Annotated in this window: 22 protein-coding genes and 1 tRNA gene; 10 read left to right on the forward strand and 13 right to left on the reverse strand. The window is 68.7% G+C overall.

Going from position 1 to position 22,132, the window contains the following annotated elements; genetic code table 11:
- Positions 1 to 272: 272 nt before the first annotated feature.
- The gene (crgA, locus tag AB0M70_RS35865; protein ID WP_160506128.1) at positions 273 to 527 is read right to left on the reverse strand and encodes a cell division protein CrgA; all 255 of its coding nucleotides are present in this window, start codon (positions 525 to 527) and stop codon (positions 273 to 275) included.
- Between the two features lie 92 nt (positions 528 to 619).
- Here crgA and AB0M70_RS35870 point away from each other — a divergent pair, with 92 nt between their 5' ends.
- The 6 genes from AB0M70_RS35870 to AB0M70_RS35895 are packed head-to-tail and all read left to right on the forward strand — an operon-like array spanning position 620 to position 5,035.
- Entirely contained in the window at positions 620 to 1,402 is a 783-nt protein-coding gene (locus tag AB0M70_RS35870; RefSeq protein WP_365826900.1) for a DUF881 domain-containing protein, read from the forward strand.
- 22 nt (positions 1,403 to 1,424) lie between these two features.
- Positions 1,425 to 2,117 carry a class E sortase gene (locus tag AB0M70_RS35875; RefSeq protein WP_365826902.1) on the forward strand — a complete coding sequence of 231 codons (693 nt, stop codon included), beginning with the start codon at positions 1,425 to 1,427 and terminating at the stop codon, positions 2,115 to 2,117.
- Positions 2,068 to 2,310, forward strand: a complete 243-nt coding sequence (locus AB0M70_RS35880) for a hypothetical protein (RefSeq protein WP_365826904.1) — start codon at positions 2,068 to 2,070, stop codon at positions 2,308 to 2,310. The genes AB0M70_RS35875 and AB0M70_RS35880 overlap by 50 nt, the downstream gene beginning before the upstream one ends.
- Positions 2,307 to 2,960: an aminodeoxychorismate/anthranilate synthase component II gene (locus tag AB0M70_RS35885; protein ID WP_365826906.1), complete on the forward strand. Its 654-nt coding sequence runs from the start codon at positions 2,307 to 2,309 to the stop codon at positions 2,958 to 2,960. Before AB0M70_RS35880 ends, AB0M70_RS35885 begins: the two co-directional genes overlap by 4 nt.
- Positions 2,957 to 4,261 carry a class E sortase gene (locus tag AB0M70_RS35890; RefSeq protein ID WP_365826908.1) on the forward strand — a complete coding sequence of 435 codons (1,305 nt, stop codon included), beginning with the start codon at positions 2,957 to 2,959 and terminating at the stop codon, positions 4,259 to 4,261. The genes AB0M70_RS35885 and AB0M70_RS35890 overlap by 4 nt, the downstream gene beginning before the upstream one ends.
- 24 nt (positions 4,262 to 4,285) lie before the next feature.
- Positions 4,286 to 5,035, forward strand: coding sequence for a class E sortase (locus AB0M70_RS35895; protein ID WP_365826910.1), 750 nt, complete (start codon positions 4,286 to 4,288; stop codon positions 5,033 to 5,035).
- 95 nt (positions 5,036 to 5,130) lie between these two features.
- Here AB0M70_RS35895 and pknB read toward each other — a convergent pair whose 3' ends face one another.
- The 6 genes from pknB to AB0M70_RS35925 all read right to left on the reverse strand — a co-directional run bounded on the left by pknB (position 5,131) and on the right by AB0M70_RS35925 (position 13,316).
- Complete coding sequence (gene pknB, locus AB0M70_RS35900; RefSeq protein ID WP_365826912.1) at positions 5,131 to 7,137, reverse strand: Stk1 family PASTA domain-containing Ser/Thr kinase; 2,007 nt, start codon at positions 7,135 to 7,137, stop codon at positions 5,131 to 5,133.
- 168 nt (positions 7,138 to 7,305) lie between these two features.
- Positions 7,306 to 8,769: a penicillin-binding protein 2 gene (locus AB0M70_RS35905; RefSeq protein WP_365826914.1), complete on the reverse strand. Its 1,464-nt coding sequence runs from the start codon at positions 8,767 to 8,769 to the stop codon at positions 7,306 to 7,308.
- Positions 8,766 to 10,193, reverse strand: coding sequence for an FtsW/RodA/SpoVE family cell cycle protein (locus AB0M70_RS35910; RefSeq protein WP_365826916.1), 1,428 nt, complete (start codon positions 10,191 to 10,193; stop codon positions 8,766 to 8,768). Before AB0M70_RS35910 ends, AB0M70_RS35905 begins: the two co-directional genes overlap by 4 nt.
- Before the next feature lie 26 nt (positions 10,194 to 10,219).
- Positions 10,220 to 11,767 (reverse strand): Stp1/IreP family PP2C-type Ser/Thr phosphatase, encoded by a 1,548-nt coding sequence (locus tag AB0M70_RS35915; RefSeq protein ID WP_365826918.1) that lies wholly within the window; start codon positions 11,765 to 11,767, stop codon positions 10,220 to 10,222.
- A 120-nt stretch (positions 11,768 to 11,887) separates the two neighbouring features.
- Positions 11,888 to 12,412, reverse strand: a complete 525-nt coding sequence (locus tag AB0M70_RS35920) for an FHA domain-containing protein (protein ID WP_361828992.1) — start codon at positions 12,410 to 12,412, stop codon at positions 11,888 to 11,890.
- Between the two features lie 10 nt (positions 12,413 to 12,422).
- Positions 12,423 to 13,316: a DUF3662 and FHA domain-containing protein gene (locus AB0M70_RS35925; RefSeq protein WP_365826920.1), complete on the reverse strand. Its 894-nt coding sequence runs from the start codon at positions 13,314 to 13,316 to the stop codon at positions 12,423 to 12,425.
- A gap of 427 nt (positions 13,317 to 13,743) precedes the next feature.
- Here AB0M70_RS35925 and AB0M70_RS35930 point away from each other — a divergent pair.
- From AB0M70_RS35930 to AB0M70_RS35945, 4 genes are all read left to right on the forward strand, one after another.
- Positions 13,744 to 13,830 (forward strand) — tRNA-Leu (locus AB0M70_RS35930).
- Between the two features lie 247 nt (positions 13,831 to 14,077).
- Complete coding sequence (locus AB0M70_RS35935) at positions 14,078 to 15,565, forward strand: DUF2252 domain-containing protein (RefSeq protein WP_365826922.1); 1,488 nt, start codon at positions 14,078 to 14,080, stop codon at positions 15,563 to 15,565.
- A gap of 234 nt (positions 15,566 to 15,799) precedes the next feature.
- Positions 15,800 to 16,627 carry a J domain-containing protein gene (locus tag AB0M70_RS35940; protein WP_365826924.1) on the forward strand — a complete coding sequence of 276 codons (828 nt, stop codon included), beginning with the start codon at positions 15,800 to 15,802 and terminating at the stop codon, positions 16,625 to 16,627.
- Positions 16,628 to 16,649: 22 nt separating this feature from the next.
- Positions 16,650 to 16,997 (forward strand): rhodanese-like domain-containing protein, encoded by a 348-nt coding sequence (locus AB0M70_RS35945; protein WP_365826926.1) that lies wholly within the window; start codon positions 16,650 to 16,652, stop codon positions 16,995 to 16,997.
- A gap of 29 nt (positions 16,998 to 17,026) precedes the next feature.
- Here AB0M70_RS35945 and AB0M70_RS35950 read toward each other — a convergent pair whose 3' ends face one another.
- The 6 genes from AB0M70_RS35950 to paaA form a co-directional block, all read right to left on the reverse strand.
- Positions 17,027 to 18,160: an acyl-CoA dehydrogenase family protein gene (locus tag AB0M70_RS35950; protein ID WP_365826928.1), complete on the reverse strand. Its 1,134-nt coding sequence runs from the start codon at positions 18,158 to 18,160 to the stop codon at positions 17,027 to 17,029.
- A gap of 157 nt (positions 18,161 to 18,317) precedes the next feature.
- On the reverse strand, positions 18,318 to 19,394 hold the full coding sequence (paaE, locus tag AB0M70_RS35955) for a 1,2-phenylacetyl-CoA epoxidase subunit PaaE (RefSeq protein ID WP_365826930.1): 1,077 nt from the start codon (positions 19,392 to 19,394) through the stop codon (positions 18,318 to 18,320).
- Positions 19,394 to 19,885, reverse strand: a complete 492-nt coding sequence (gene paaD / locus AB0M70_RS35960) for a 1,2-phenylacetyl-CoA epoxidase subunit PaaD (protein WP_365826932.1) — start codon at positions 19,883 to 19,885, stop codon at positions 19,394 to 19,396. Before paaD ends, paaE begins: the two co-directional genes overlap by 1 nt.
- Entirely contained in the window at positions 19,879 to 20,631 is a 753-nt protein-coding gene (paaC, locus tag AB0M70_RS35965; RefSeq protein ID WP_365826934.1) for a 1,2-phenylacetyl-CoA epoxidase subunit PaaC, read from the reverse strand. The genes paaD and paaC overlap by 7 nt, the downstream gene beginning before the upstream one ends.
- Positions 20,628 to 20,918 carry a 1,2-phenylacetyl-CoA epoxidase subunit PaaB gene (gene paaB / locus AB0M70_RS35970; RefSeq protein ID WP_363210366.1) on the reverse strand — a complete coding sequence of 97 codons (291 nt, stop codon included), beginning with the start codon at positions 20,916 to 20,918 and terminating at the stop codon, positions 20,628 to 20,630. Before paaB ends, paaC begins: the two co-directional genes overlap by 4 nt.
- Positions 20,915 to 21,913, reverse strand: a complete 999-nt coding sequence (gene paaA / locus AB0M70_RS35975) for a 1,2-phenylacetyl-CoA epoxidase subunit PaaA (RefSeq protein ID WP_365826937.1) — start codon at positions 21,911 to 21,913, stop codon at positions 20,915 to 20,917. Before paaA ends, paaB begins: the two co-directional genes overlap by 4 nt.
- Positions 21,914 to 22,132: the final 219 nt, after the last annotated feature.

Below are 22,132 nucleotides of genomic sequence, written 5' to 3' on the forward strand. Positions count from 1 at the left end.
CCCATGGCGACCGATGGCCGAGGTTGTCCACAGCGTGTGGCCGCGCTTGTGCATTCTGTGGGGAACAACAGTGCCCCTTGTCGCTGACCTGGGTTTCCCCAGCCAGGACAAGGGGCCTGTGAGGGCTTGCGGGCGATCAGCCAGTCATACCGGCGTCAACACCACGAGGGTTATCCACAGATCGTCTTTCTTTTCCCCAGACAGCGCCCGGATGTGGATAGCGCTGTGGATAACTCAGGGCAAGGCTTGCGTTCAGCCCCGCGGGAGGGGCGCTACTTCCACTGGGTGGAGACGCCGAACCCCGCAGCGATGAAGCCGAAGCCGACCACGATGTTCCAGTTGCCCAGCGGGTCGATCGGCAGCTTGCCGTCGGTGACGTAGAAGACGACGATCCAGGCGAGCCCGATGAGGAACATCGCGAGCATCACCGGAGCCACCCAGCTGCGACTGGTCAGCTTGATGTTCGTCGCCTTCTTCGCGGGCGGCGTGTAATCGTCGGCCTTCTTGCGGATCCGTGACTTCGGCACGAGGGTCTCTCCTGTCGATACGGGGAGCTGAGCCCTCCCCCGGGCGTCCGTTAGCGTAGTGCTTCCGCGGCGCTGAAGGAGATAAGGGTACGTTGAGCAATTCCGCCGACTCCCCCACAGGTCCGGGTCGCCGTCCTCGCTGGCGGCCCGTCCGGTTGCTGACGGCCGCCGTTTTCGCGCTCGCGGGCCTCATCTTCTTCACCAGCTTCAACACGGCCAAGGGCACGAACATCCGCACCGACGCCTCGCTGCTCAAGCTCTCCGACCTGATCGAGGAGCGCAGCCACAAGAACGGCAAGCTGGACGAGTCCAACGGCACGCTGCGCGACGACGTCGAATCCCTGGCCGAGCGTGACAACGGCGGCACGAAGGCCGACGACGCGCGGCTCAAGGCCCTGGAGAAGAACGCGGGCACCAAGAAGCTCAGCGGTGAGGCGGTCTCCGTCACCCTCGCCGACGCCCCGCCGAACGCCACCGCCAAGCTCCCCGGCTACCCCGAGCCCCAGCCCAACGACCTGGTCATCCACCAGCAGGACCTCCAGGCCGTGGTCAACGCGCTCTGGCAGGGCGGCGCCAAGGGCATCAAGGTCATGGACCAGCGCCTCATCTCCACCAGCGCCGTCCGCTGCGTGGGAAACACCCTGATCCTCCAGGGCCGCGTCTACTCACCCCCGTACAAGGTGACCGCGGTAGGGGACCCGGAGAAGCTCAAGACGGCGCTCGCCGCGTCCCCGGAGATCCAGAACTACATGCTGTACGTGAACGCCTACGGCCTCGGCTGGAAAGTCGACGACGACGGGGCGATGACTCTTCCCGGCTACTCGGGCACAGTGGATCTCCACTACGCGAAGCCCGTGGAACAGCCCGTGGAGTAAGCCGCTGGGGGAGCCTGTGTCGGTGCGAGTGCTCGTCAGGACGTTCAGCGAACTGTGCATCACCGCCGGCACGTTGATCGTGCTTTTTGTGGTGTACGTCCTGTTCTGGACCGGCGTGAAGGCCGACAACGCCATGGACAGCCAGATCGACACGCTGCAGGACCAGTGGGCGCAAGGGTCGGTGCCGGCGCACACGGACGACGCGCCCTCGAAGGCGACGTCCCCGAAGAAGCCCGCTCCCTACGAGGACGGCAAGCCCTTCGCCGTCATGTACATCCCGCGGCTTGGTTTCACGTGGAACAAGCCGGTGCTCCAGGGCACCGGGACCGAGACCCTCAAGAAGGGCCTCGGCCACTACGGGGACACCGCGCAGCTGGGCCAGCGGGGCAATTTCGCGGTGGCGGGCCATCGCCGCACGTACGGAGACCCGTTCAAGGACTTCCCGAAGCTGCGGCCGAACGACCCCGTGGTCCTGACCGACGGCACCACGTGGTTCACGTACCGCATCGACAACAAGCCCTACAAGACGCTGCCGGGCGACACGGGGGTCATCGACGCGGTGCCCCGCAAGTCCGGATACGACGGGCCGGGCCGTTACCTCACCCTTACGACCTGTGAACCAGAGTGGGGACACAGCCACCGGTTGATCGTCTGGGCGCACCTCGATGCCACCCAGCCCGTCGAGGCCGGGAAACCGGAGGCACTACGCCGTTAGTCTGGTGCCGTACGGCTACGGAAGGGACGGCATGTACGGCTGGATCTGGCGGCATCTGCCGGGAAACGCATGGGTAAGGGCGCTGCTTTCGCTGGTGCTCGTCTTCGCTGTGGTCTACGTGCTCTTCCAGTACGTCTTCCCCTGGGCCGAGCCGCTGCTTCCCTTCAACGACGTGACGGTGGACGGCCAGTGAGTACCGCAGAGCGTCCCCGCCGCATCCTCGTCGTCGACAACTACGACAGCTTCGTCTTCAACCTCGTCCAGTACCTCTACCAGCTCGGTGCCGAGTGCGAGGTCGTGCGCAACGACGAGGTCGAGCTGCGCCACGCGCAGGACGGCTTCGACGGCGTCCTGCTCTCGCCGGGCCCCGGAACGCCCGAGCAGGCGGGAGTCTGCGTCGACATGGTGCGGCACTGCGCGGGCACCGGGGTGCCGGTGTTCGGCGTCTGCCTCGGCATGCAGTCGATGGCGGTGGCGTACGGCGGAGTGGTGGACCGTGCGCCGGAGCTGCTGCACGGCAAGACCTCTCCCGTGGTCCACGAGGGCAAGGGTGTCTTCGCGGGACTGCCGTCGCCGTTCATCGCGACGCGCTACCACTCGCTCGCCGCCGAGCCGGCCACGGTTCCCGCCGAGCTGGAAGTCACCGCGCGCACGGAGGACGGGATCATCATGGGCCTGCGCCACCGTGAACTGCCGGTTGAGGGCGTGCAGTTCCACCCCGAGTCGGTGCTCACCGAGCACGGCCACCGCATGCTCGCCAACTGGCTGGTGGAGTGCGGGGACGCGGGGGCCATCGGCAGGTCGAGCGGGCTGGCCCCGGTGGTGGGCAGGGCCACGGCGTGACCGCGGTGCGTCCCGAGCGCGATTCCTCCGGAGTTCCGTACGACGAGCAGTACGCGTCGTACGGGGAGCCTGGGGCGTTTGAGGAGCCCGGGGCGTTCGAGGCGGCTGTCGACCACCTTGCCGATCCGCTGACCGATCCGTTGCCGGGGCAGCAGGGGCAGCAGGGGCAGCAGGGGCAGCACCCTTCGCCGTGGTTCCGCAGCGGGCCTGCCGAGCCGGAGCCTGCGCCTGCCACTGCCCCTCCGCCTCCTCCGGAGCCTGAGCAGCCCCAGGAGCAGGAGTGGTACGACCCCGAGGGGTACGCCCGCGACTGGTACGGGGCACAGGAGCCGACGTACGAGCAGCTGTACGGCGCGTACGCCCCTCAGCGGCAGGCGCAACCGCAGCCACAGCCCCCGGTCGACGACGAGACAGTCGGCCTGCGGACGTCGGACACCCGCCGAATAGCCGAGCCCGAGCCCGAGCCGGGGCCGGAGCCCGCCCCGGAGCGCCCCACCGAGGGCCGAGCCGCTCGCCGCAAGGCCGCCAAGAAGGGCCCCGCGCGCACCGCGAGCACCTCCACCGCCTCGGCAGGATCCGCCGCCCCCCTGTCCCGCGTGGAGGCCCGTCGCGCCGAGCGCGCGCGTAAGCCCTCCGCGGGCGCCGTGGCGAGCCGGGGAATCGGCGAACTGTTCATCACGGTCGGCGTCCTGATGCTGTTGTTCGTGACCTACCAGCTGTGGTGGACGAACATCCGCGCCCACCAGCAGGCCAACGGCGCCGCCAGCGACCTCCAGGAGAAGTGGGCCAAGGGCAAGGGCAAGCCCGGCGCCTTCGAGCCCGGACAGGGCTTCGCACTCCTGCACATCCCGCGCCTGGACGTCGTCGTGCCGATCGCCGAGGGCATCGACAAGTCGAAGGTCCTGGACCGCGGCATGGTCGGCCACTACAACGAGGGCGGCACCAAGACGCCCATGCCGGACGCCAAGCAGGGCAACTTCGCGGTCGCCGGGCATCGCAACACCCATGGTGAGCCGTTCCGTTACATCAATCAGCTCGAACCGGGCGATCCCATCATCGTGGAGACGCAGGACAAGTACTTCGTCTACAAGATGGCGAGCATCCTGCCGCAGACCCAGCCCAGCAACACCTCGGTGATCGGACCCGTCCCGCCGGGGTCGGGCTTCACCAAACCGGGCCGGTACATCACACTGACCACCTGCACCCCGGAATTCACGAGTAAGTATCGAATGATCGTCTGGGGCAAGATGGTCGAGGAACGAGCGCGCAGCAAGGGCAAACCGAGCGCACTCGTCAACTAGAACGGTGAGAACGGGGCAGATCCAGTGGCAGCCACGACCGACCACGACGAGGAGCAGGCGGAGGAGCAGGCCGAGGCGTCCGCGCCCGCGCGCACACCACGGCCACGGGGGCGAGGTCCTGTCGCCACGGCGGTCAGCGTCTTCGGTGAACTCCTCATCACCGCGGGCCTGGTGCTCGGCCTCTTCGTCGTCTACTCCCTGTGGTGGACGAACGTCGTCGCGGACCGCGAGGCGAACCAGCAGGGCGACAAGGTGCGCGACCGCTGGGCGGGCGGCCCGGGGAACCTGAACACCAAGGACGGCATCGGCTTCCTGCACGTGCCCGCTATGGGCAACGGCGACATCCTGGTCAGGAAGGGCACCAGCAGCAAGGTGCTCAACCACGGTGTCGCGGGCTACTACGAGGACCCCATCAAGTCGGCCCTCCCGCAGGACAAGGAAGGCAACTTCACGCTGGCCGCGCACCGCGACGGGCACGGCGCGAAGTTCCACAAGATCGACAAGATCAAGAAGGGCGACGCGATCGTCTTCGAGTCCCGGGACAAGTGGTACGTGTACAAGGTGTACTCGACCCTCCCCGAGACCTCGAAGTACAACGTGAAGGCCCTGAATCCCGTCCCGAAGGAATCAGGCGCGAAGAAGCCCGGCCGCTACATCACCCTGACGACGTGCACGCCGGTCTATACGTCGAACTACCGCTACGTGGTATGGGGCGAGCTGGAGCGCATCGAGAAGGTCGACAACAAGCGCACGCCGCCTGCCGAGCTGAACTGAACTGGCCGGAGTCCTCCGGTACCGCACACGCGAAAGAGCCCCGTACACCGCCTGCTGAGCGGTGTACGGGGCTCTTCTCGTACTACTACTGCTACTTAGTCCTCGTCGTGCCTGGAGAAGCCGGCGTTGCCTCCCAGGAAGCCACCGCCGTCCCCGCCGCCGTCTCCGCCTCCGTTGTCGCCCGGGTTGCCGCCTGCCGTGGTCAGGTTGATCGCGGTGTCGGGTGCGACCTGCTGATTGGCTGGCGGATCCGAGAGGACCACCAGGGCGTTGTCGTCCTGCGGGCCCGTGACGGTGCCGACCGTGAGGCCGGCGTCCTCGATGGCCTTGCGGGCGTCCTTGAGCTTCTGGCCGGTGAGGGCCGGAACGGATGCCTGCTCGGGCTTCTTGGCGACCTTCAACGTCACGGTCGAGCCCGGGTCGGCCTGGCTCTGCGCGGAGAGGCTCTGTGAGATGACCTTGCCGGCCTCCACGGAGTCGCTCTCCTCTTCCTCGCACGTGCCGACGAGGTCGTTGGTCTTCAGCTGGGCCTTGGCCTCTTCGCAGGTCTTGCCGGTGACGTCGGGGACCGTGGACTTCTCGGCTGCCTTGGCGACCTCAAGGGTGATCTTGCTGCCCTTTTCCACCTCGGTGCCGGCGAACGGGTCCTGATCGAGGACCTCGCCCGGGGTGCCCGAGGACTCGACCGCCTTGGTGTCGACCTCGAACAGGAACTTGGGGCCTTCGAGCTTCTTCGTGGCGGCGTCGACGTTCAGGCCGATGACCTTCGGGACCGCCACCTTCCGCGCCCCCGTGGAAACAACCACCGAGATCGTGTCGCCCTTGCTCACCGTCGCGTTCGCGCCCGGGTCCTGGGAGCAGATCTCGCCCTTCGGGTACTTCTCGCACGGCTTGTGCTCGGAGTCGTCGAGTACGAGATCCACGTTCTTGGCGGACTTCTTGGCCTCCGCCAGCGTCTCACCGACGAAGTTCGGAGCCTTGAGCGAGTCGTTGCCGCCACCGCCCCCGGTGAACGCCCACTTCCCGATCAGGATCGCGCCCACCAGGACCAGCAAGCCCGCAAGGACCAGCAGGATCGTGGAGGTGTTGTTCTTCTTCTGGCGGCGGCGCGAGTGGTCGTCGTAGCCGTCGTCAGGGCCGCCGACCGGCGGCATCATCGACGTCTGGCCGCCGCCGTTCTGCGGGCGGAGCATCGCCGTCTGCTGGTCGTCCGGGTGGCCGCCGTAGCCGACCGCGCCCATGGCAGCGGTGGCCTGGACGGGCTGGCCGTCGAGGCAGGCCTCGATGTCGGCGCGCATCTCGTCGGCCGACTGGTAGCGGTAGTCCGGGTCCTTGGTGAGGGCCTTCAGGACGATGGCGTCCATCTCCGGCGTGATCTCACCGTCGAAGACGCTCGGGGCCTGCGGCTCCTCCCGTACGTGCTGGTAGGCGACCGCCACCGGGGAGTCCCCGACGAAGGGCGGGCGCACCGTGAGGAGCTCGTAGAGCAGACAGCCCGTGGAGTAGAGGTCGGAGCGCGCGTCGACCTGCTCGCCCTTGGCCTGCTCCGGCGAGAGGTACTGCGCGGTGCCGATGACCGCCGCGGTCTGCGTCATCGTCATGCCGGAGTCGCCCATGGCGCGGGCGATGCCGAAGTCCATGACCTTGACCTGGCCGTTGCGCGTCAGCATGACGTTCGCGGGCTTGATGTCGCGGTGGACGATGCCGTTGCGGTGGGAGTACTCGAGGGCCTGGAGGATGCCGATCGTCATCTCCATGGCGCGCTCGGGCAGCAGCTTGCGCCCGGAGTGCAGCAGCTCACGCAGGGTGGAGCCGTCGACGTACTCCATCACGATGTACGGGATGGAGACCCCGTCCACGTAGTCCTCGCCGGTGTCGTAGACCGCGACGATCGCAGGATGGTTGAGCGAGGCGGCCGACTGGGCCTCGCGGCGGAACCGGGCCTGGAATGACGGGTCGCGCGCGAGGTCAACGCGCAGCGTCTTCACCGCCACGGTGCGTCCGAGGCGGGTGTCGTGCGCGAGGTATACCTCCGCCATCCCGCCTCGGCCGAGCACCTGGCCCAGCTCGTACCGCCCGCCGAGGCGACGCGGCTCTTCCATAGCTAATCCAGCCCTCTCCGTCAGTCCCGACCGCACCCTTGTGTGGTCCGGCGGTGTGCTGTCCGGGCATACCGTACCCGGCTCGCCTTACGTGACCCGGCCACGACCGTCACCCGATACAGGACCGGTATCGCAACGTGCACTGATGTGGAGAGGCCGTGACGGGGGTCACTTCTTGCTGTCGAGCACCGCCTGCATCACGTCCTTGGCGATGGGGGCGGCCAGACCGCCACCGGAGATGTCGTCGCGGCTGGCCTTGCTGTCCTCGACGACCACGGCGACGGCCACCGGCGAACCGTTGTCGGTCTTGGCGTAGCTGATGAACCAGGCGTAGGGGTTCTCGCTGTTGTCGACGCCGTGCTGGGCCGTACCGGTCTTGCCGCCGACGGTGACGCCGGGGATCTTGGCGTTCGTGCCGGTGCCCTCGTTGATCACCGTCTCCATGATGTCCTGGAGCTTCTGCGCGTTCTCCTCGGACAGCGGACGGCTCATCTCCTTGGGCGCGTGCTTCTCGATCACGTCCAGGTTCGGTGCCTGCAGCTCGCTGACCATGTACGGCTCCATCAGCTTGCCGTCGTTGGCGATGGCCGAGGCGACCATGGCCATCTGCAGCGGCGTCGCGGCCGTCTCGAACTGGCCGATGGAGGAGAGCGCGGTCTGGGGACGGTCCATCTTCTCGGGGAAGACGGAGGCGTTCGAACGGACCGGCACGAACTGCTCTTCGTTGAAGCCGAACTTCTCGGCCGTCTCGAGCATCTTGTCCTTGCCGAGGTCAGAGCCGATCTTGCCGAAGACGGTGTTGCAGGACACCCGCAGCGCCTCGCGCAGCGTGGCGTTCTTGCAGGGGATGTTGCCCTCGTTCTTCAGCGGCGTCTGGGTGTCGGGCATCGTCCACGGCAGCGGCGACTTGGTCGGCGCGTCGACATCGGTGTAGAGCTCGTGCTCCAGGGCCGCCGCGGCCGTCACCGCCTTGAAGGTGGAGCCGGGCGGGTACGTCTCGCGCAGGGCGCGGTTGAGCATCGGCTGGTCTTTGTCCTTGTCCAGCTTCCCGAATTCCTCGGCCTCTTCGTTCGTGTTGCCCGCGAAGGTCGAGGGGTCGTACGAAGGAGCCGATGCCAGCGCCAGGATCGCGCCCGTGGACGGGTCGATCGCGGCGACGGCACCCTTGCCGCGGCCCTTGAGACCGTCGTACGCGGCCTTCTGCGCGGCCGCGTTCAGGGTCGTGACGGCGTTGCCGCCCTCCTTCTTCTTGCCCGTGATCATGTCCAGGCTGCGGGTGAAGAAGAGCCGGTCGTCGTTGCCGGTGAGGATGCCGTCCTCGATGGACTCGATCTGCGTGGCGCCGATGCGCTGCGAGGCGAAGCCGGTGACGGGGGACCACATGGGCCCGTTCTTGTACGTCCTCTTGTACTTGTAGTCACCGCTGCCGGCCTCTTTGGACCCGGTGATGGCCTTGCCGTCGACGATGATGTCGCCGCGCGGCTGGGCGTACCGCTCGATGGAGACACGGCGGTTCTTGTCGTGCTCGGCCAGCGTGTCGGCTTGCACGTACTGAAGCCAGTTGTCCCTGGCGAGCAGGGCGAGGACGAGCAGCCCGCAGAAGACCGCGATCCGGCGCAGGGGCTTGTTCACGGTCGGACCACCTGCGTCATTTCGGCGTCGGGGTTGGGGGCGGGAGCCGGCGCCGGGCGGCGCGCGGTGTCACTGATGCGGATGAGGATGCCGATGAGGGCCCAGTTGGCGATCACGGAGGAACCGCCGTTCGCGAGGAACGGCATGGTCATACCGGTCAGCGGGATCAGGCCCATGACGCCGCCGGAGACGACGAACACCTGGATGGCGAAGGCGCCGGACAGGCCGATCGCCAGGAGCTTGCCGAACGGGTCGCGGGCGGCGAGCGCCGTGCGCACACCGCGCTCCACGATCAGGCCGTAGATCAGCAGGATCGCCATGACGCCGGCCAGACCGAGCTCCTCGCCGAAGGTGGCGAGGATGAAGTCGGAGTTGGCGGCGAAGCCGATCAGGTCGGAGTGACCCTGGCCGAGGCCGGTGCCGAGCACGCCACCCGAGCCGAACGCCATCAGGGACTGGGCGATCTGGTCGCTGCCCGTGGAGGCGATGACGGCGTCGGAGAACGGGTTCAGCCAGGCGTCCACACGCTCCTGGACGTGCGGCTCGAACGTGGCCACACCGACGGCGCCGACCGAGGACATCACCAGACCGAACACGATCCAGCTGGTGCGCTCCGTGGCGACGTACAGCATCACGACGAACATGCCGAAGAACAGCAGCGACGTACCGAGGTCGGTCTCGAAGACCAGGATGAGGATGGACATCGCCCAGACCACGATGATCGGACCGAGGTCACGGCCACGCGGCAGGTAGAGCCCCATGAAGCGGCGGCTTGCCAGGGCGAGCGCGTCGCGTTTCACCATCAGATAACCCGCGAAGAAGATCGCGATGACGATCTTCGCGAACTCACCCGGCTGGATGGAGAATCCGCCGACGCTGATCCAGATCCTGGCGCCGAAGACGTTCATGCCCAGACCCGGCACGAGCGGCAGGAGCAGCAGGACGAGCGCGGCGACCATGGAGATGTACGTGTAGCGCTGCAGGACGCGGTGGTCCTTGAGCAGCAGCAGCACGCCCACGAAGAGCGCGATGCCGATGGCCGAGTACATCAGCTGCTTGGGCGCGGACGGACTGAAGGAGCCCGTCGCCGCCTTGGCGAGGTTCTGCAGCTTCTCCGACTGGTCCAGACGCCAGATGACCACCAGACCGAGGCCGTTGAGCAGCGTCGCGAGCGGCAGCAGCAGCGGGTCCGCGTAGGGCGCGAACCTGCGCACCACGATGTGGCCGACGGCCGCGAGCAGCCCGATGCCACAGCCGTAGCCGAGCATGCCGGGCGGCAGCTTGCCGTCGAGCGCGAGGCCCACGTTGATGTAGGCGAACAGCGGGATGACGACGGCGAACGCGAGGAGCGCGAGCTCGGTGTTGCGCCTGCTCGGCGCCCCGATCGCGCCGATGGTCGACGTGTGTGTAGTGCTACTGCTCATGGCGTGCAAAGGCCCCCAACGGCTGCTTACTGCTTACCGCACAGCGGGACCAGCTTCTCCTCGTCCTCGGAGAGGCTGGGGCCGGGTGTGGGAGTCGGTGCGGTCTTGGACTTGTTCTTGTCGGTCGAGCTGTTCTTGTCGTTCGTGTCGTTCTTGTCCGCCGGATCCGTCGGATCATCGGTGGGAGCCTTGGCCGACAGGCCGGTCGTGCCGCCCGCCTCACCCTCACCGGGCTTGGCGTTCTCGCGCTCGGCCTCGCGGCGCTTGGCGTCCTTCTCGCAGGCCGAGGCCTGCATGCTGAGCTCCTCGATCTTGCTCTTGGCGTCGTCGAGATTGCCCTCGGGGATCGTCCCCTCGACCTGCTTGCGCTGATACGGCGGCAAGTACTTGAGTTCGATCTTGGGGTAGTTCTCCTCGACCTTCGACAGGCTGACCCACGCCAGATCCTGGTCGATGCCGCGGTACAGGGCGACGTTCTTGTCGTTCGTGCCCACGTAGTACTGAGTCTGGGTCCAGCGGTAGCCGCCGTACAGGCCACCGCCGATGACCGCCAGGGCGAGCACCGTGTAGAGCGATCTCTTCAGCCACTTGCGGCCACCACCGGGCTTGACGAAGTCCTCGTCGCTGTACGCCCCGAAGTTCCCCTCGGGCACGTACCCCGTCGTGCCGCCGCTCCCGGGCGGCCCGAAGCCGCCCCCGGAGGGCTGCGGCGGCACCGGACGGCCAAGGCCCGACGCACGGCCCGCAGGCGTCTGCATGGCGCCGTCGTCCTGCGCCTGGAGCTGGTTCTCGGCGACGGCGCCGACCACTACGGGGGTGTCGGAGAGCTGACCGGCGAGGGTGTCACCGCTGTCGATGTCCAGGACATCGGCGACGATCACCGTGATGTTGTCGGGGCCACCACCGCGCAGCGCGAGCTGAATGAGCTCCTGCACGGTCTCCTGCGGGCCCTGGTAGCTCGCGAGAGTGTCTTCCATCGTCTGGTGCGAGACAACACCGGAGAGACCGTCCGAGCAGATCAAGTAGCGGTCGCCGGCCCGGACTTCACGGATGGAGAGATCCGGCTCGACATGCTCACCACTGCCCAGCGCGCGCATCAGCAAGGAGCGCTGCGGATGGGTGGTGGCCTCCTCCTCGGTGATCCGGCCCTCGTCGACCAGACGCTGCACCCAGGTGTGGTCCTGCGTGATCTGCGTCAGGACACCGTCCCGCAGGAGATAGGCCCGCGAGTCGCCCACGTGTACGAGACCGAGGCGCTGCCCCGTCCACAGCAGGGCGGTCAGGGTCGTCCCCATGCCCTCGAGCTGGGGGTCCTCCTCGACCATCAGGCGCAGCTGGTCGTTGGCGCGCTGCACGGCCGTGCCGAGCGACGTGAGGATGTCCGAACCCGGCACATCGTCGTCAAGGGTGACGAGCGTCGAGATCACCTCGGAGCTCGCCACCTCACCCGCGGCCTGGCCCCCCATGCCGTCGGCGATCGCGAGGAGACGCGGACCGGCGTAACCCGAGTCCTCGTTCCCCTCCCTGATCATGCCTTTGTGCGATCCGGCGGCGAAGCGCAAAGACAGACTCATGCGCACCTCGCCCGTCGGCTCCGGGTACATCCGCACGGTGCCCACCCTCCGGTCGGGAGCGCGCTGGCGTCCAGTGTGTGGACCGCGTCGGCTCGCTCGCTCCGCTCGCTCATTTTCGTACTACTTCCGCAGCTCGATGACGGTCTTGCCGATGCGGATCGGCGCGCCCAGCGGAACAGGCGTCGGGGTGGTGAGTCGGGTCCGGTCCAGATACGTGCCGTTGGTGGACCCGAGATCCTCGACGATCCACTGGCCGTCACGGTCCGGGTAGATCCTGGCATGCCTGCTGGACGCGTAGTCGTCGTCGAGCACGATCGTCGAATCGTGCGCCCGGCCCAGCGTGATCGTCTGACCCTGCAGGGCGACCGTCGTGCCCGCGAGGATCCCTTCGGAAACGACCAGCTTGCTGGGGGCGCCACGGCGCTGCCGCCCGCCGCCCTGCTGCTGGCGCTGGGGAGGTGGTGTGGCCGCCTGCTGTTGCTGGCGGGCGGCCTGCTGCGGTCGCGCGTTCTCACGGCGCGAACCGCGCTGTGTGACACGTGTTCCGAACAGGTCGCTACGGATGACCTGGACGGCCACGATCACGAACAGCCACAGAACGGCTAGGAAACCCAGCCGCATGACCGTCAGGGTCAGCTCTGACATTGCCCCCGCTTCACCCTTCGGCTTGCCGGTAAACGATGGTGGTTTGGCCCACGACGATCCGCGAGCCGTCGCGGAGCGTAGCGCGGGTGGTGTGCTGCCCGTCTACCACGATGCCGTTGGTAGACCCGAGATCCTGGATCGTCGAGGGCGTTCCGGTCCGGATCTCACAGTGCCGGCGCGATACGCCGGGGTCGTCGATCCGCACATCGGCGTCGGTGCTGCGTCCCAGCACCAGCGTCGGGCGGGAGATCTGATGGCGATTGCCGTTGATCTCGATCCAGCGCCGCACCTGCGCACCCGGAAGAGGTCCGGCGCCGGGCCCCTGAGGACGGTTCGGCACCGGTGCGGGTCCGCCCGGACGGCCGCCGGGAGGCGGCGCGGCAGGCATGGGAGGAGCGCTGGAGGGCTGGGCGGGCTGTGGATAGCCATAGCCGCCGCCCGCGCCGCCCGCAGGGGGCCTGGCGGGGCTGTGACCGGCGCCCGCGGGGCCCGAGGGGCCGGCCGGGGCGCTGTCGGGGCTCTGGGAGGTGCTGGACGCGAGCGTGCGGCTGCGCACCCGGTACAGGCCCGTGTCGAGATCCTCGGCCTTCTCCAGGTGGACCTTGATGGGGCCCATGAAGCTGTACCGCTGCTGCTTGGCGTACTCGCGCACCATCCCGGACAGCTCGTCGCCGAGCTGCCCCGAGTAGGGGCTCAGCCGCTCGAAGTCGGGCGCGCTGAGCTCCACGATGAAGTCATTGGGGACGACGGTCCGATCGCGGTTCCAGATCGTCGCGTTGTTGTCGCACTCGCGCTGCAGGGCGCCGGCGATCTCGACGGGCTGGACCTCGGACTTGAACACCTTGGCGAAGGTGCCGTTGACGAGACCTTCGAGTCGCTGCTCGAACTTCTTCATGACTCCCATGGGGCACCTCCTCCGTCGTAGTCATCCTGGTACTGCTTACTGATCGTATCCACGCGCCGGGAAATCGGCTGGTTCCCCCTGTCCGCCCAGTCGATGAGTGTCGCCTCTCACAAGGCATGCCCGCACCAGGGTTCCGGGATCCGTCCGGGCTCCTCTCAGGCTCCTCTACCAGGGATCGTAGAGGGGGCCTCAAACCAGTGTCGCGCACCCGACTGCGGAGCTTCGCCGGGTACGGCGCAAGTCGGTCGGTCGGACGGTCGGCCTCACCCGGTTCTCTCCGGATCAACAGGGCAGGTGCCCCCGAATAGGGATGTGAATCCACCCCTGCCAGCGTGCTAATCTTCTGGATGTCGGAAGGCGCTCGCACCAAACAGTGTTCGCACACAGTGTTCACACCAGATGGTGAGAGGCCCAGGACAACACCCATGCGCGGGTGGCGGAATAGGCAGACGCGCTGGATTCAGGTTCCAGTGCCCGAAAGGGCGTGGGGGTTCAACTCCCCCCTCGCGCACCACGTGGAGCGGGTCTCCATCAGGACGAAAGTCCTGGTGGGGGCCCGCTTTTCGTTGTGGTTCGGGGGCTAGGACCTGGCTGACTGCTGGGGTAATGATCATGGTGATCTATGTCACCGGGCGCCGGAACGGTGCGCCGAGTTGTCCACAGCTCGCGGGTTGTCCACAGGCTCTGCCGCCGTCCGGCACCCGGCGGTACCTTCATGCCAGGTGAGCCCGCGGGGGGGCGCCCGGACGGTGGGGGTGAGCATGACGGAGTTCAAGGGTGCGCGACTGCCGTACGTGGAGGGGTTCGCGCGGTGGCCCGCCGCGGGGGGTGCTGCGGCTTCGGAGGGCGCGACCGCCGCGAGGGGTGCTGCGGCTTCGGAGGGTGCCGGCGAGGCGACGGTTTCGCCGAAACGGGAGGGCAAGGCGTTGCGGGCGCGCGTCAGCCGTGCCTCGCACGAGTGGTTCGTCGAGGACGACGGCCGCCCCGATCCGGTCGACGCCGTGCAGGAGACCAACCGCAGCAGACTCCCCGAGCTCACACCGATCCGGACGGGCAGGATGGCCGCCTCGCCCTTCGCCTTCCTGCGCGGAGCCGCCGGTCTGATGGCGTACGACCTCGCGCGGACCCCCGTCACGGGAATCAGCGCCCAGATATGCGGAGACGCCCACGCGGCGAACTTCGGCCTGTACGGGGACGCGCGGGGCGGACTCGTCATGGACCTGAACGACTTCGACGAGACGGGCCACGGCCCCTGGGAATGGGACGTGAAACGGCTCGCCGCCTCCCTCGTGCTCGCCGGGCGCGAGGCCGGGGCAAGCGACGACGTCTGCAAGGAAGCGGCGTTCGACGCGGTGGGGGCGTACCGGCGCACGATGCGGCTGCTCGCGAAGCTCCCCGCGCTCGACGCGTGGAACGCCATCGCGGACGAGGAGCTGGTCTCCCACACCGACGCGAAAGACCTGCTCGGCACCCTGGAAAGCGTCTCCGAGAAGGCACGGCACAACACGAGCGCCCGGTTCGCCGCCAAGTCCACCGAGCGCATCGAGGACGAGTCCGGCTTCGTGGGCCGCCGCTTCGTCGACGCCCCACCGGTGCTCCGCCGAATACCGGACGCCGAGGCGGCCGAGGTCGCGGCCGCCCTCGCGGACTACGTCGGCACGCTGCCCGAGGACCGGCTGCCGCTGCTCGCGCGGTACGCCGTCCAGGACGTGGCCTTCCGCGTCGTGGGCACGGGCAGCGTGGGTCTGCGGTCGTACGTGGTGCTGCTGCTCGACCACCGGGGCGAGCCGCTGGTGCTCCAGGTCAAGGAGGCAACGCCCTCCGCTCTGCTGCCGCATCTGCCCACGGCAGGCTTCACGGTGCCCGAGGTCGCGCACGAAGGACACCGGGTGGTGCTCGGGCAGAAGCGGATGCAGGTGGTCAGCGACTTCCTCCTGGGATGGACGACCGTGGCCGGGCGAGCCTTCCAGGTACGGCAGTTCAGGAACCGCAAGGGCAGCGTGGACCCGGCGGCACTGGCCGCCGACCAGATCGACGACTACGGCCGGATGACCGGAGCCCTGCTGGCCCGCGCGCACGCCCACAGCGCCGACCCACGGCTCATCGCCGGCTACGTCGGCAAGAACGAGGAGCTGGACACGGCGATGGCGGACTTCGCGGTGGCGTACGCGAACCGCACGGAGGCGGACCACGCGGAGCTGGTGCGTGCGGTTAAAGAGGGGCGGGTGGGGGCGGAGGTGGGGGTTTGAGGGGGTGAGGGGGGTGGGGTGAGGGCTGAGGGGGGTGGGGGAGGGAGGGGAGGGGGGAGGCCCCCCCTTCCGATTGCCGGGAGTGTGGGGAGAGGGCCCGGCAGGCTCCCACGCAACGCCTGGCCGCCGCTCGAACGGGGTGGGGGCACGGTGGCCTAGGCTGGTCGGGTGACGACCCCGGAAGCCGAGCCTACGCAGCCTCAGACGCCTGATCCCGAGCCCGAGCCCGATCCCGTGACCGCTGGTCGCGAGGGCCCTGGCGGGGCGGCGGGGCAGGGCGGCGGCGCCGCGCGGCCGGAGGACCGGCTCGAGAAGGCGGTACGGGCGGCGGAGCAGGCGCTGATCGAGTACGAGATCGCCGTCGAGACGTTCCGGGTCGAGGTGGAGAACTTCTCCCGGCTGCACCACCAGAAGCTCGGCCCGATGTACGCGCGCCTCGACGAGCTGGACGCCGAGATCGCCGAGGCCCTGGCCGCCCGTAGCGGTGACCCCGATGACCGGCGCAAGGCGGACGAGGCGCGGGCGCGGGTCATGCCGATGCCGGGGGTCGAGGAGCTGTTCCACGGCTGGATGGACGGTGAGGGCCTCTATCCGGAGGCCGCCGCGATGCTGACCGATCAGTCGGTGCGGCCGCCGCAGCGGGTGCGGCCGAGTGACGAGGCCCGCAAGCTCTACCGCGAGCTCGTCCGCAAGTCCCATCCCGACCTCGCCCAGGACGACCAGGAGCGCGGCCGCCGCGAGGAGTTCATCACGCGGGTGAACGCCGCGTACGCGCGCGGGGACGAGCCCTTGCTGCGGGAGCTGTCGGAGGAGTGGGCCGCGGGTCCTGTGCCCGAGCAGCAGTGGCCGAGCAAGAGCGAGGAGCTCTACGCCCGCCTTGAGTGGCTCTCCCAGCGCAAGGAGCTGCTCTCCGTGGTCGCGCGGGAGCTGGAGGAGGGTGCGATCGGCGCGATGCTGCGGATGGCGCCGGACGATCCGGATCAGCTCCTCGATGAGATCGCCGAGCAGTTGCTCGCGCAGGTCACCGAGCGTGAGGCGGAGCTTGCGCGGCTGACCGCCTAGCGGGTCGGGTAGCGTCGGACGCATGGCTTTCGGATCTCATGTGCCCACGGTCGGTGTCGGCGACCTCGCGAGCGGCGACTTTCTCCTTGACGTCCGTGAGGACGAGGAGTGGCAGGCGGGTCACGCCGCGGGTGCGCTGCACATTCCGATGAGCGAGTTCGTCTCGCGTTACGGCGAGTTGACCGAGGCCGCCCCGCAGGACGGCAAGGTCAATGTCATCTGCCGGGTCGGCGGTCGTTCGGCGCAGGTCGCCATGTATCTCGTCCAGCAGGGGATCGACGCGGTGAACGTCGACGGCGGCATGCAGAGCTGGGAGGCCGCGGGCCGGCCCGTCGTGGACGACAAGGGCCAGCCCGGCGTCGTGATCTAGTTCGGCGGCGCTTGGGGCTTTTGCAGCCTTCAGCCGAGGGGGTGGGCGGCCAGGAGGTCGCCGAGGGCCTCCTCGTGTGCCGCTGCCGGGCCGAGGGACAGCTCCAGTTGTTTGGCCCAGGCGTGGTAGCGGTGCAGGGGGTAGTCGGTGTCGGATCCGAAGCCGCCGTGCAGGTGCTGGGCCGTCTGCACCACCCTTCGTACGCCGTCCGATGCCCAGATCTTGGCTACGGCCACGTCTCCCGTGGCGGGTAGGGCGCCGTTCGCGCCGGTGCTGATGCGCCAGGCGGCCTGCCAGAGGGTGACCTCCATCGCGCGCAGGTCGATGTAACGGTCAGCGGCCTGTACTGCCACGGCCTGGAAGGTGGCGACGGGGAAGCCGAACTGTTCGCGCTTGCCGGTGTATTCGGCGGTCATGCTCAGCACGCTCTCGCCGAGGCCGAGCGCGAGGGCGCAGGTTCCGGTGGTGAGCAGGTCGCGCAGCCCGTCCCAGGCTCCGTCGGCCTCGATGACGTCGTTGGCGTCGATCCGTACGGATTCGAGGCTGATCTCGCCGTGGTGTTCGCCGTTCGTGGACACCTGCTCGGCGAGGGTGAGGCCCTCGTGCTCGCGGGGGATCACGGCGAGGACGGTGCGGCCGGCGGGTGTGTGGGCGGGCACCACGATGAGGTCGGCGTTCTGTGCCCAGGGGACGGCGGTCTGTGTGCCGTCGAGCAGCCAGGTTTCTCCGTCCTGGCGTGCGGTGACGGCCAGTTCGGCGGGGTCGTGTCCGCTGCGGCCGTTCGCCGCGACGGTGAGGACGAGTTCGCCGCGGCCTGCTTTCGGCAGGATGCGCTGCTTCAGTTCCTTGCTGCCGTGGGTCTGTACGGCGTACGCGGCGGCGCTGCTCTCCAGGAGTGGTACTCGGGCGAGTTTCTTCGCGGATTCGCGCAGGATCAGGCAGAGGGCGATGGCGTCCAGGCCGGCGCCGCCGTGCTCGGGGTCGATGAGCAGGCTCAGCAGGTCGGCTTCGGCGAGCTTGGCCCACAGGGGGCGGTCGAAGTCGTCGGCGACCGCGCCTGGTACGAGGGCGGGGCTCGGTACGCCGTCGGGTGCGACGGCGGCGAAGAGCGTCTTCGCCGCCTCGACTGCGGCCTGCTGTTCCTCGGTGAAGGTGAAGTCCACTGCTTGTCCTCCCGCGCACCGGCCCGACGGTCCTGTCCTTGCCACGCCCGCCGATTCTGACGGGTCGTCAAGATAGAACAGGTTCTACGGGAAGGGAACAGCGAAGGCCGCAGTCACCGCCGGACGCCGCAGGCGAAGGGGGCGGGGGTAGCCCCCCTCAGCGGTCGAAGTCCAACTCCACTGTGTCCGTGGCCGGGTGGGACTGGCACGCGAGCACGTATCCCGCCTCGGTCTCCTCCGGTTCCAGGGCGAAGTTGCGGTCCATCCGCACCTCGCCCGAGACCCGGAAGGCCCGGCAGGTCCCGCACACCCCGCCCTTGCAGGCGTACGGCGCGTCCGCGCGGTTGCGCAGCACGGTGTCGAGGAGGGATTCCCCGTCCTGTACCGGCCAGGTGCCGGAGCGCCCGTCGAGCGTCACCGTCACGGTGCTGTGCGCGGGGGCAGCTGTCGTGGAGGTGGGCGTGGGGGTGGCGAGGCCGCCGTCCACGTGGAATATCTCCTGGTGGATGTGCTGACGCGGCACGCCGAGGCCGCGCAGTGTCTTCTCCGCGCCCTGTACGAGACCGAGCGGACCGCACAGGAACCAGCCCGCGATCTCCTGTACGGGCAGCAGTGCCGGGAGCAGCCTGCCGAGCCGCTCCTCGTCGAGCCGTCCGGAGTCGAGCCCTGACTGCTGCTCCTCCCGGGAGAGCACGGTGACCAGCTGGAACCGGTCCGGCCAGCGGTCCTTGAGGTCGGCGACCTCCTCCAGGAACATCGTCGACGCGGCGGTGCGATCGCTCCGTACGAGACAGAACGTGGCCTCTGGTTCGCGTTCGAGGAGGGTCGTGACGATGGAGAGCACCGGAGTGATGCCGCTGCCGCCGACCACGGCCGCATAGCGGCCGGGTGCCGGTTCCAGCGTGAAGCGCCCGGCCGGGGTCATCACCTCGAGGAGGTCGCCGACGGCGATTTCCTTGAGCGCGTACGTCGAGAAGGCGCCGCCTTCGACGAAGCGCACCCCGACCCGCAGGGTCCGCGGTTCCGAGGGGCTTTCGGGGTGGGGCGCGGGTGCGCAGATCGAGTACGTGCGCCGGATCTCGGTGCCGTCGGCGAAGCGGCGGAGGGCCAGATGCTGGCCCGGCACGAAGCGGTACTCCTCGCGCAGGGCGGGAGGCACCTCGAAGGTCAGCGTGACGGAGTCGTCGGTGAGCCGCTCGACCGCCGCTACCCGGAGCTGGTGGAAGCGGGCCATCACAGCTCCTTGAAGTGGTCGAAGGGTTCGCGGCAGGAGACGCACCGGCGCAGGGCCTTGCAGGCCGTCGACGAGAAGCGGCTGAGCAGCTCGGTGTCGGTCGATCCGCAGTGCGGGCAGCGGACCGAGAGGGTGAGCGGTATGGGACCGCCGGCGCTGTGCGGGCGCGGGGGCGCGATGCCGAACTCGGCGAGTTTGCGGCGGCCCTCGGCGCTGATGTCGTCCGTCGACCAGGCGGGGGAGAGTACGGTGCGCACGGAGATCTCCGCCATGCCGCGCTCACGCAGGACCTGTTCGATGTCGGCGGTCATGGCCTCTATGGCAGGGCAGCCGGTGTACGTGGGGGTCAGCTCGACGTCGACTTTGCCGATGCCGCGGACGTGCACGCCGCGCAGCACGCCGAGCTCGGCCAGCGTGATGACCGGCAGCTCCGGGTCGGGAACGGAGCCGGCCAGGGCGAGGAGCTCCTCTTCGAGGGCGGTGGTCACCATGTCGCCCCCGGGTGGCTGCGGTGCAGGTGCTGCATCTCGGCGAGCATCCGTCCGAACGATTCGGTGTGCAGGCCCTGGCGGCCCGCGCCGGCCGCCCAGGCGCCTTCCTGCGGGCCGGTGGGCACGGTCAGGGTCGCCTTTTCGATGACCGTGGTCACCGAGGCCGTCCAGCTCGTGCGCAGTGCTGCCCAGTCGACCCCTGTCGAGCCGTCCGTCGCGCCGTCGAGACCTTCCACCGGTCGGAACATCTCGCCGGTGAACCGCCAGAGTGCGTCGAGCCCGCGCTGCATCCGCTCATGGCTCTCCGCGGTGCCGTCGCCGAGCCGCAGCGTCCACTGCTCCGCGTGGTCCTGGTGGTAGGCGACTTCCTTGACCGCCTTCGCCGCCAGCGGGGCGAACGTGCTGTCGCCGCTCGCCAACGCGCCGTACAGCAGCGTTTGGTACGTGGAGAAGTACAGCTGGCGGGCGATGGTGTGGGCGAAGTCGCCGTTCGGCTGCTCGACCAGTTGGAGGTTGCGGAAGGCGCGTTCCTCGCGGAGGTAGGCCAGTTCGTCCTCGTCCCCGGCCAGGGAGAGCAGGACGCGTGCCTGGCCGAGCAGGTCGAGGGCGATGTTCGCCAGGGCGACCTCTTCTTCGAGGACGGGGGCGTGGCCCGCCCACTCCCCCAGCCGGTGCGAGAGCACCAGGGCGTCGTCGCCCAGGGCGAGGGCGGTGGCGGTGGCCGTCGGGGCCAGGGACGCGGTCACAGGTGCTTCACCCCGTCCGGGATGTCGTAGAAGGTGGGGTGGCGGTAGGGCTTGTCGCCTGCCGGTTCGAAGAAGGAGTCCTTCTCGTCGGGCGATGAGGCGGTGATCTGGGTGGACGGCACGACCCAGATCGAGACGCCTTCGCTCCTGCGGGTGTAGAGGTCGCGGGCGTTGCGCAGGGCCATTTCGGCGTCCGGCGCGTGCAGGCTGCCCGCGTGGGTGTGGGAGAGCCCGCGGCGGGAGCGCACGAACACCTCCCACAGCGGCCATTCGGTCGAGCTGCTCATGCCTTCGCCTCCCCGTGCTTGGCGGCGAACGCCGCTGCTGCCTCGCGCACCCACGCGCCTTCTTCGTGTGCGCTCTTGCGCTGCGTGATCCGGTGTTCGTTGCACGGGCCGTTGCCCTTGAGGACGGCCCAGAACTCGGTCCAGTCGATGGGGCCGAAGTCGTGATGTCCCCGCTCCTCATTCCACACGAGGTCCGGGTCGGGGAGCGTGAGTCCGAGGGACTCGGCCTGGGGGACGCAGATGTCGACGAAGCGCTGGCGCAGCTCGTCGTTCGAGTGACGCTTGATCTTCCAGGTCATCGACTGTTCCGAGTGCGACGACTCGTCGTCGGGCGGGCCGAACATCATCAGGGAGGGCCACCACCAGCGGTCCACCGCGTCCTGTGCCATGGCGTGCTGGGCGTCGGTGCCCTGGCTGAGGGCGAGCAGGGATTCGTATCCCTGGCGCTGGTGGAAGGACTCCTCCTTGCAGACGCGGACCATCGCGCGGGCATAGGGGCCGTACGAACAGCGGCAGAGCGGGACTTGGTTCGTGATCGCGGCGCCGTCCACCAGCCAGCCGATCGCGCCGACGTCGGCCCAGGTCAGCGTGGGGTAGTTGAAGATCGACGAGTACTTCTGGCGGCCCGAGTGCAGTTTGTCGAGCAGTTCGTCGCGGCTGGCGCCCAGGGTTTCGGCCGCGCTGTAGAGATACAGGCCGTGACCGGCTTCGTCCTGGACCTTGGCCATCAGGATCGCCTTGCGTCGCAGGGACGGGGCGCGGGTGATCCAGTTGGCCTCCGGCTGCATGCCGATGATCTCGGAGTGGGCGTGCTGCGCGATCTGCCTGACCAGTGAGGCGCGATAGGCGTCGGGCATCCAGTCCCGGGGCTCGATGCGCTCGTCGGCCGCGACCGCGGCGTCGAATGCCGCCTCGTGCGCCGCGGTGCGTGCGGCGTCGGCCGCTGCCTGGTCCGGTTCGGACCGGGCCGTCTGATGCTCGGCTGCTGTCGCCATCGCGGTCCCCCTCGACCTTTAGCTAGCTACCGACCGATCGTTCGGTTCGTGGAATTCAATGGTGCGGCTCAGCGCCATAAGGTGTCAACCCTGTGGATAACTTCACGGACGCTGTGCCTGGAGCGCAGGCATGAGTACCGTTCCGCTGCGACGGGCGGTAGAGAGCCGTGTGACGGGCGGCTGACGGGCGCATCACCGTGCGGGATCGGAATCGGGGCC

It is taken from the genome of Streptomyces sp. NPDC051214 (assembly GCF_040682375.1).
GTDB lineage: Bacteria > Actinomycetota > Actinomycetes > Streptomycetales > Streptomycetaceae > Streptomyces.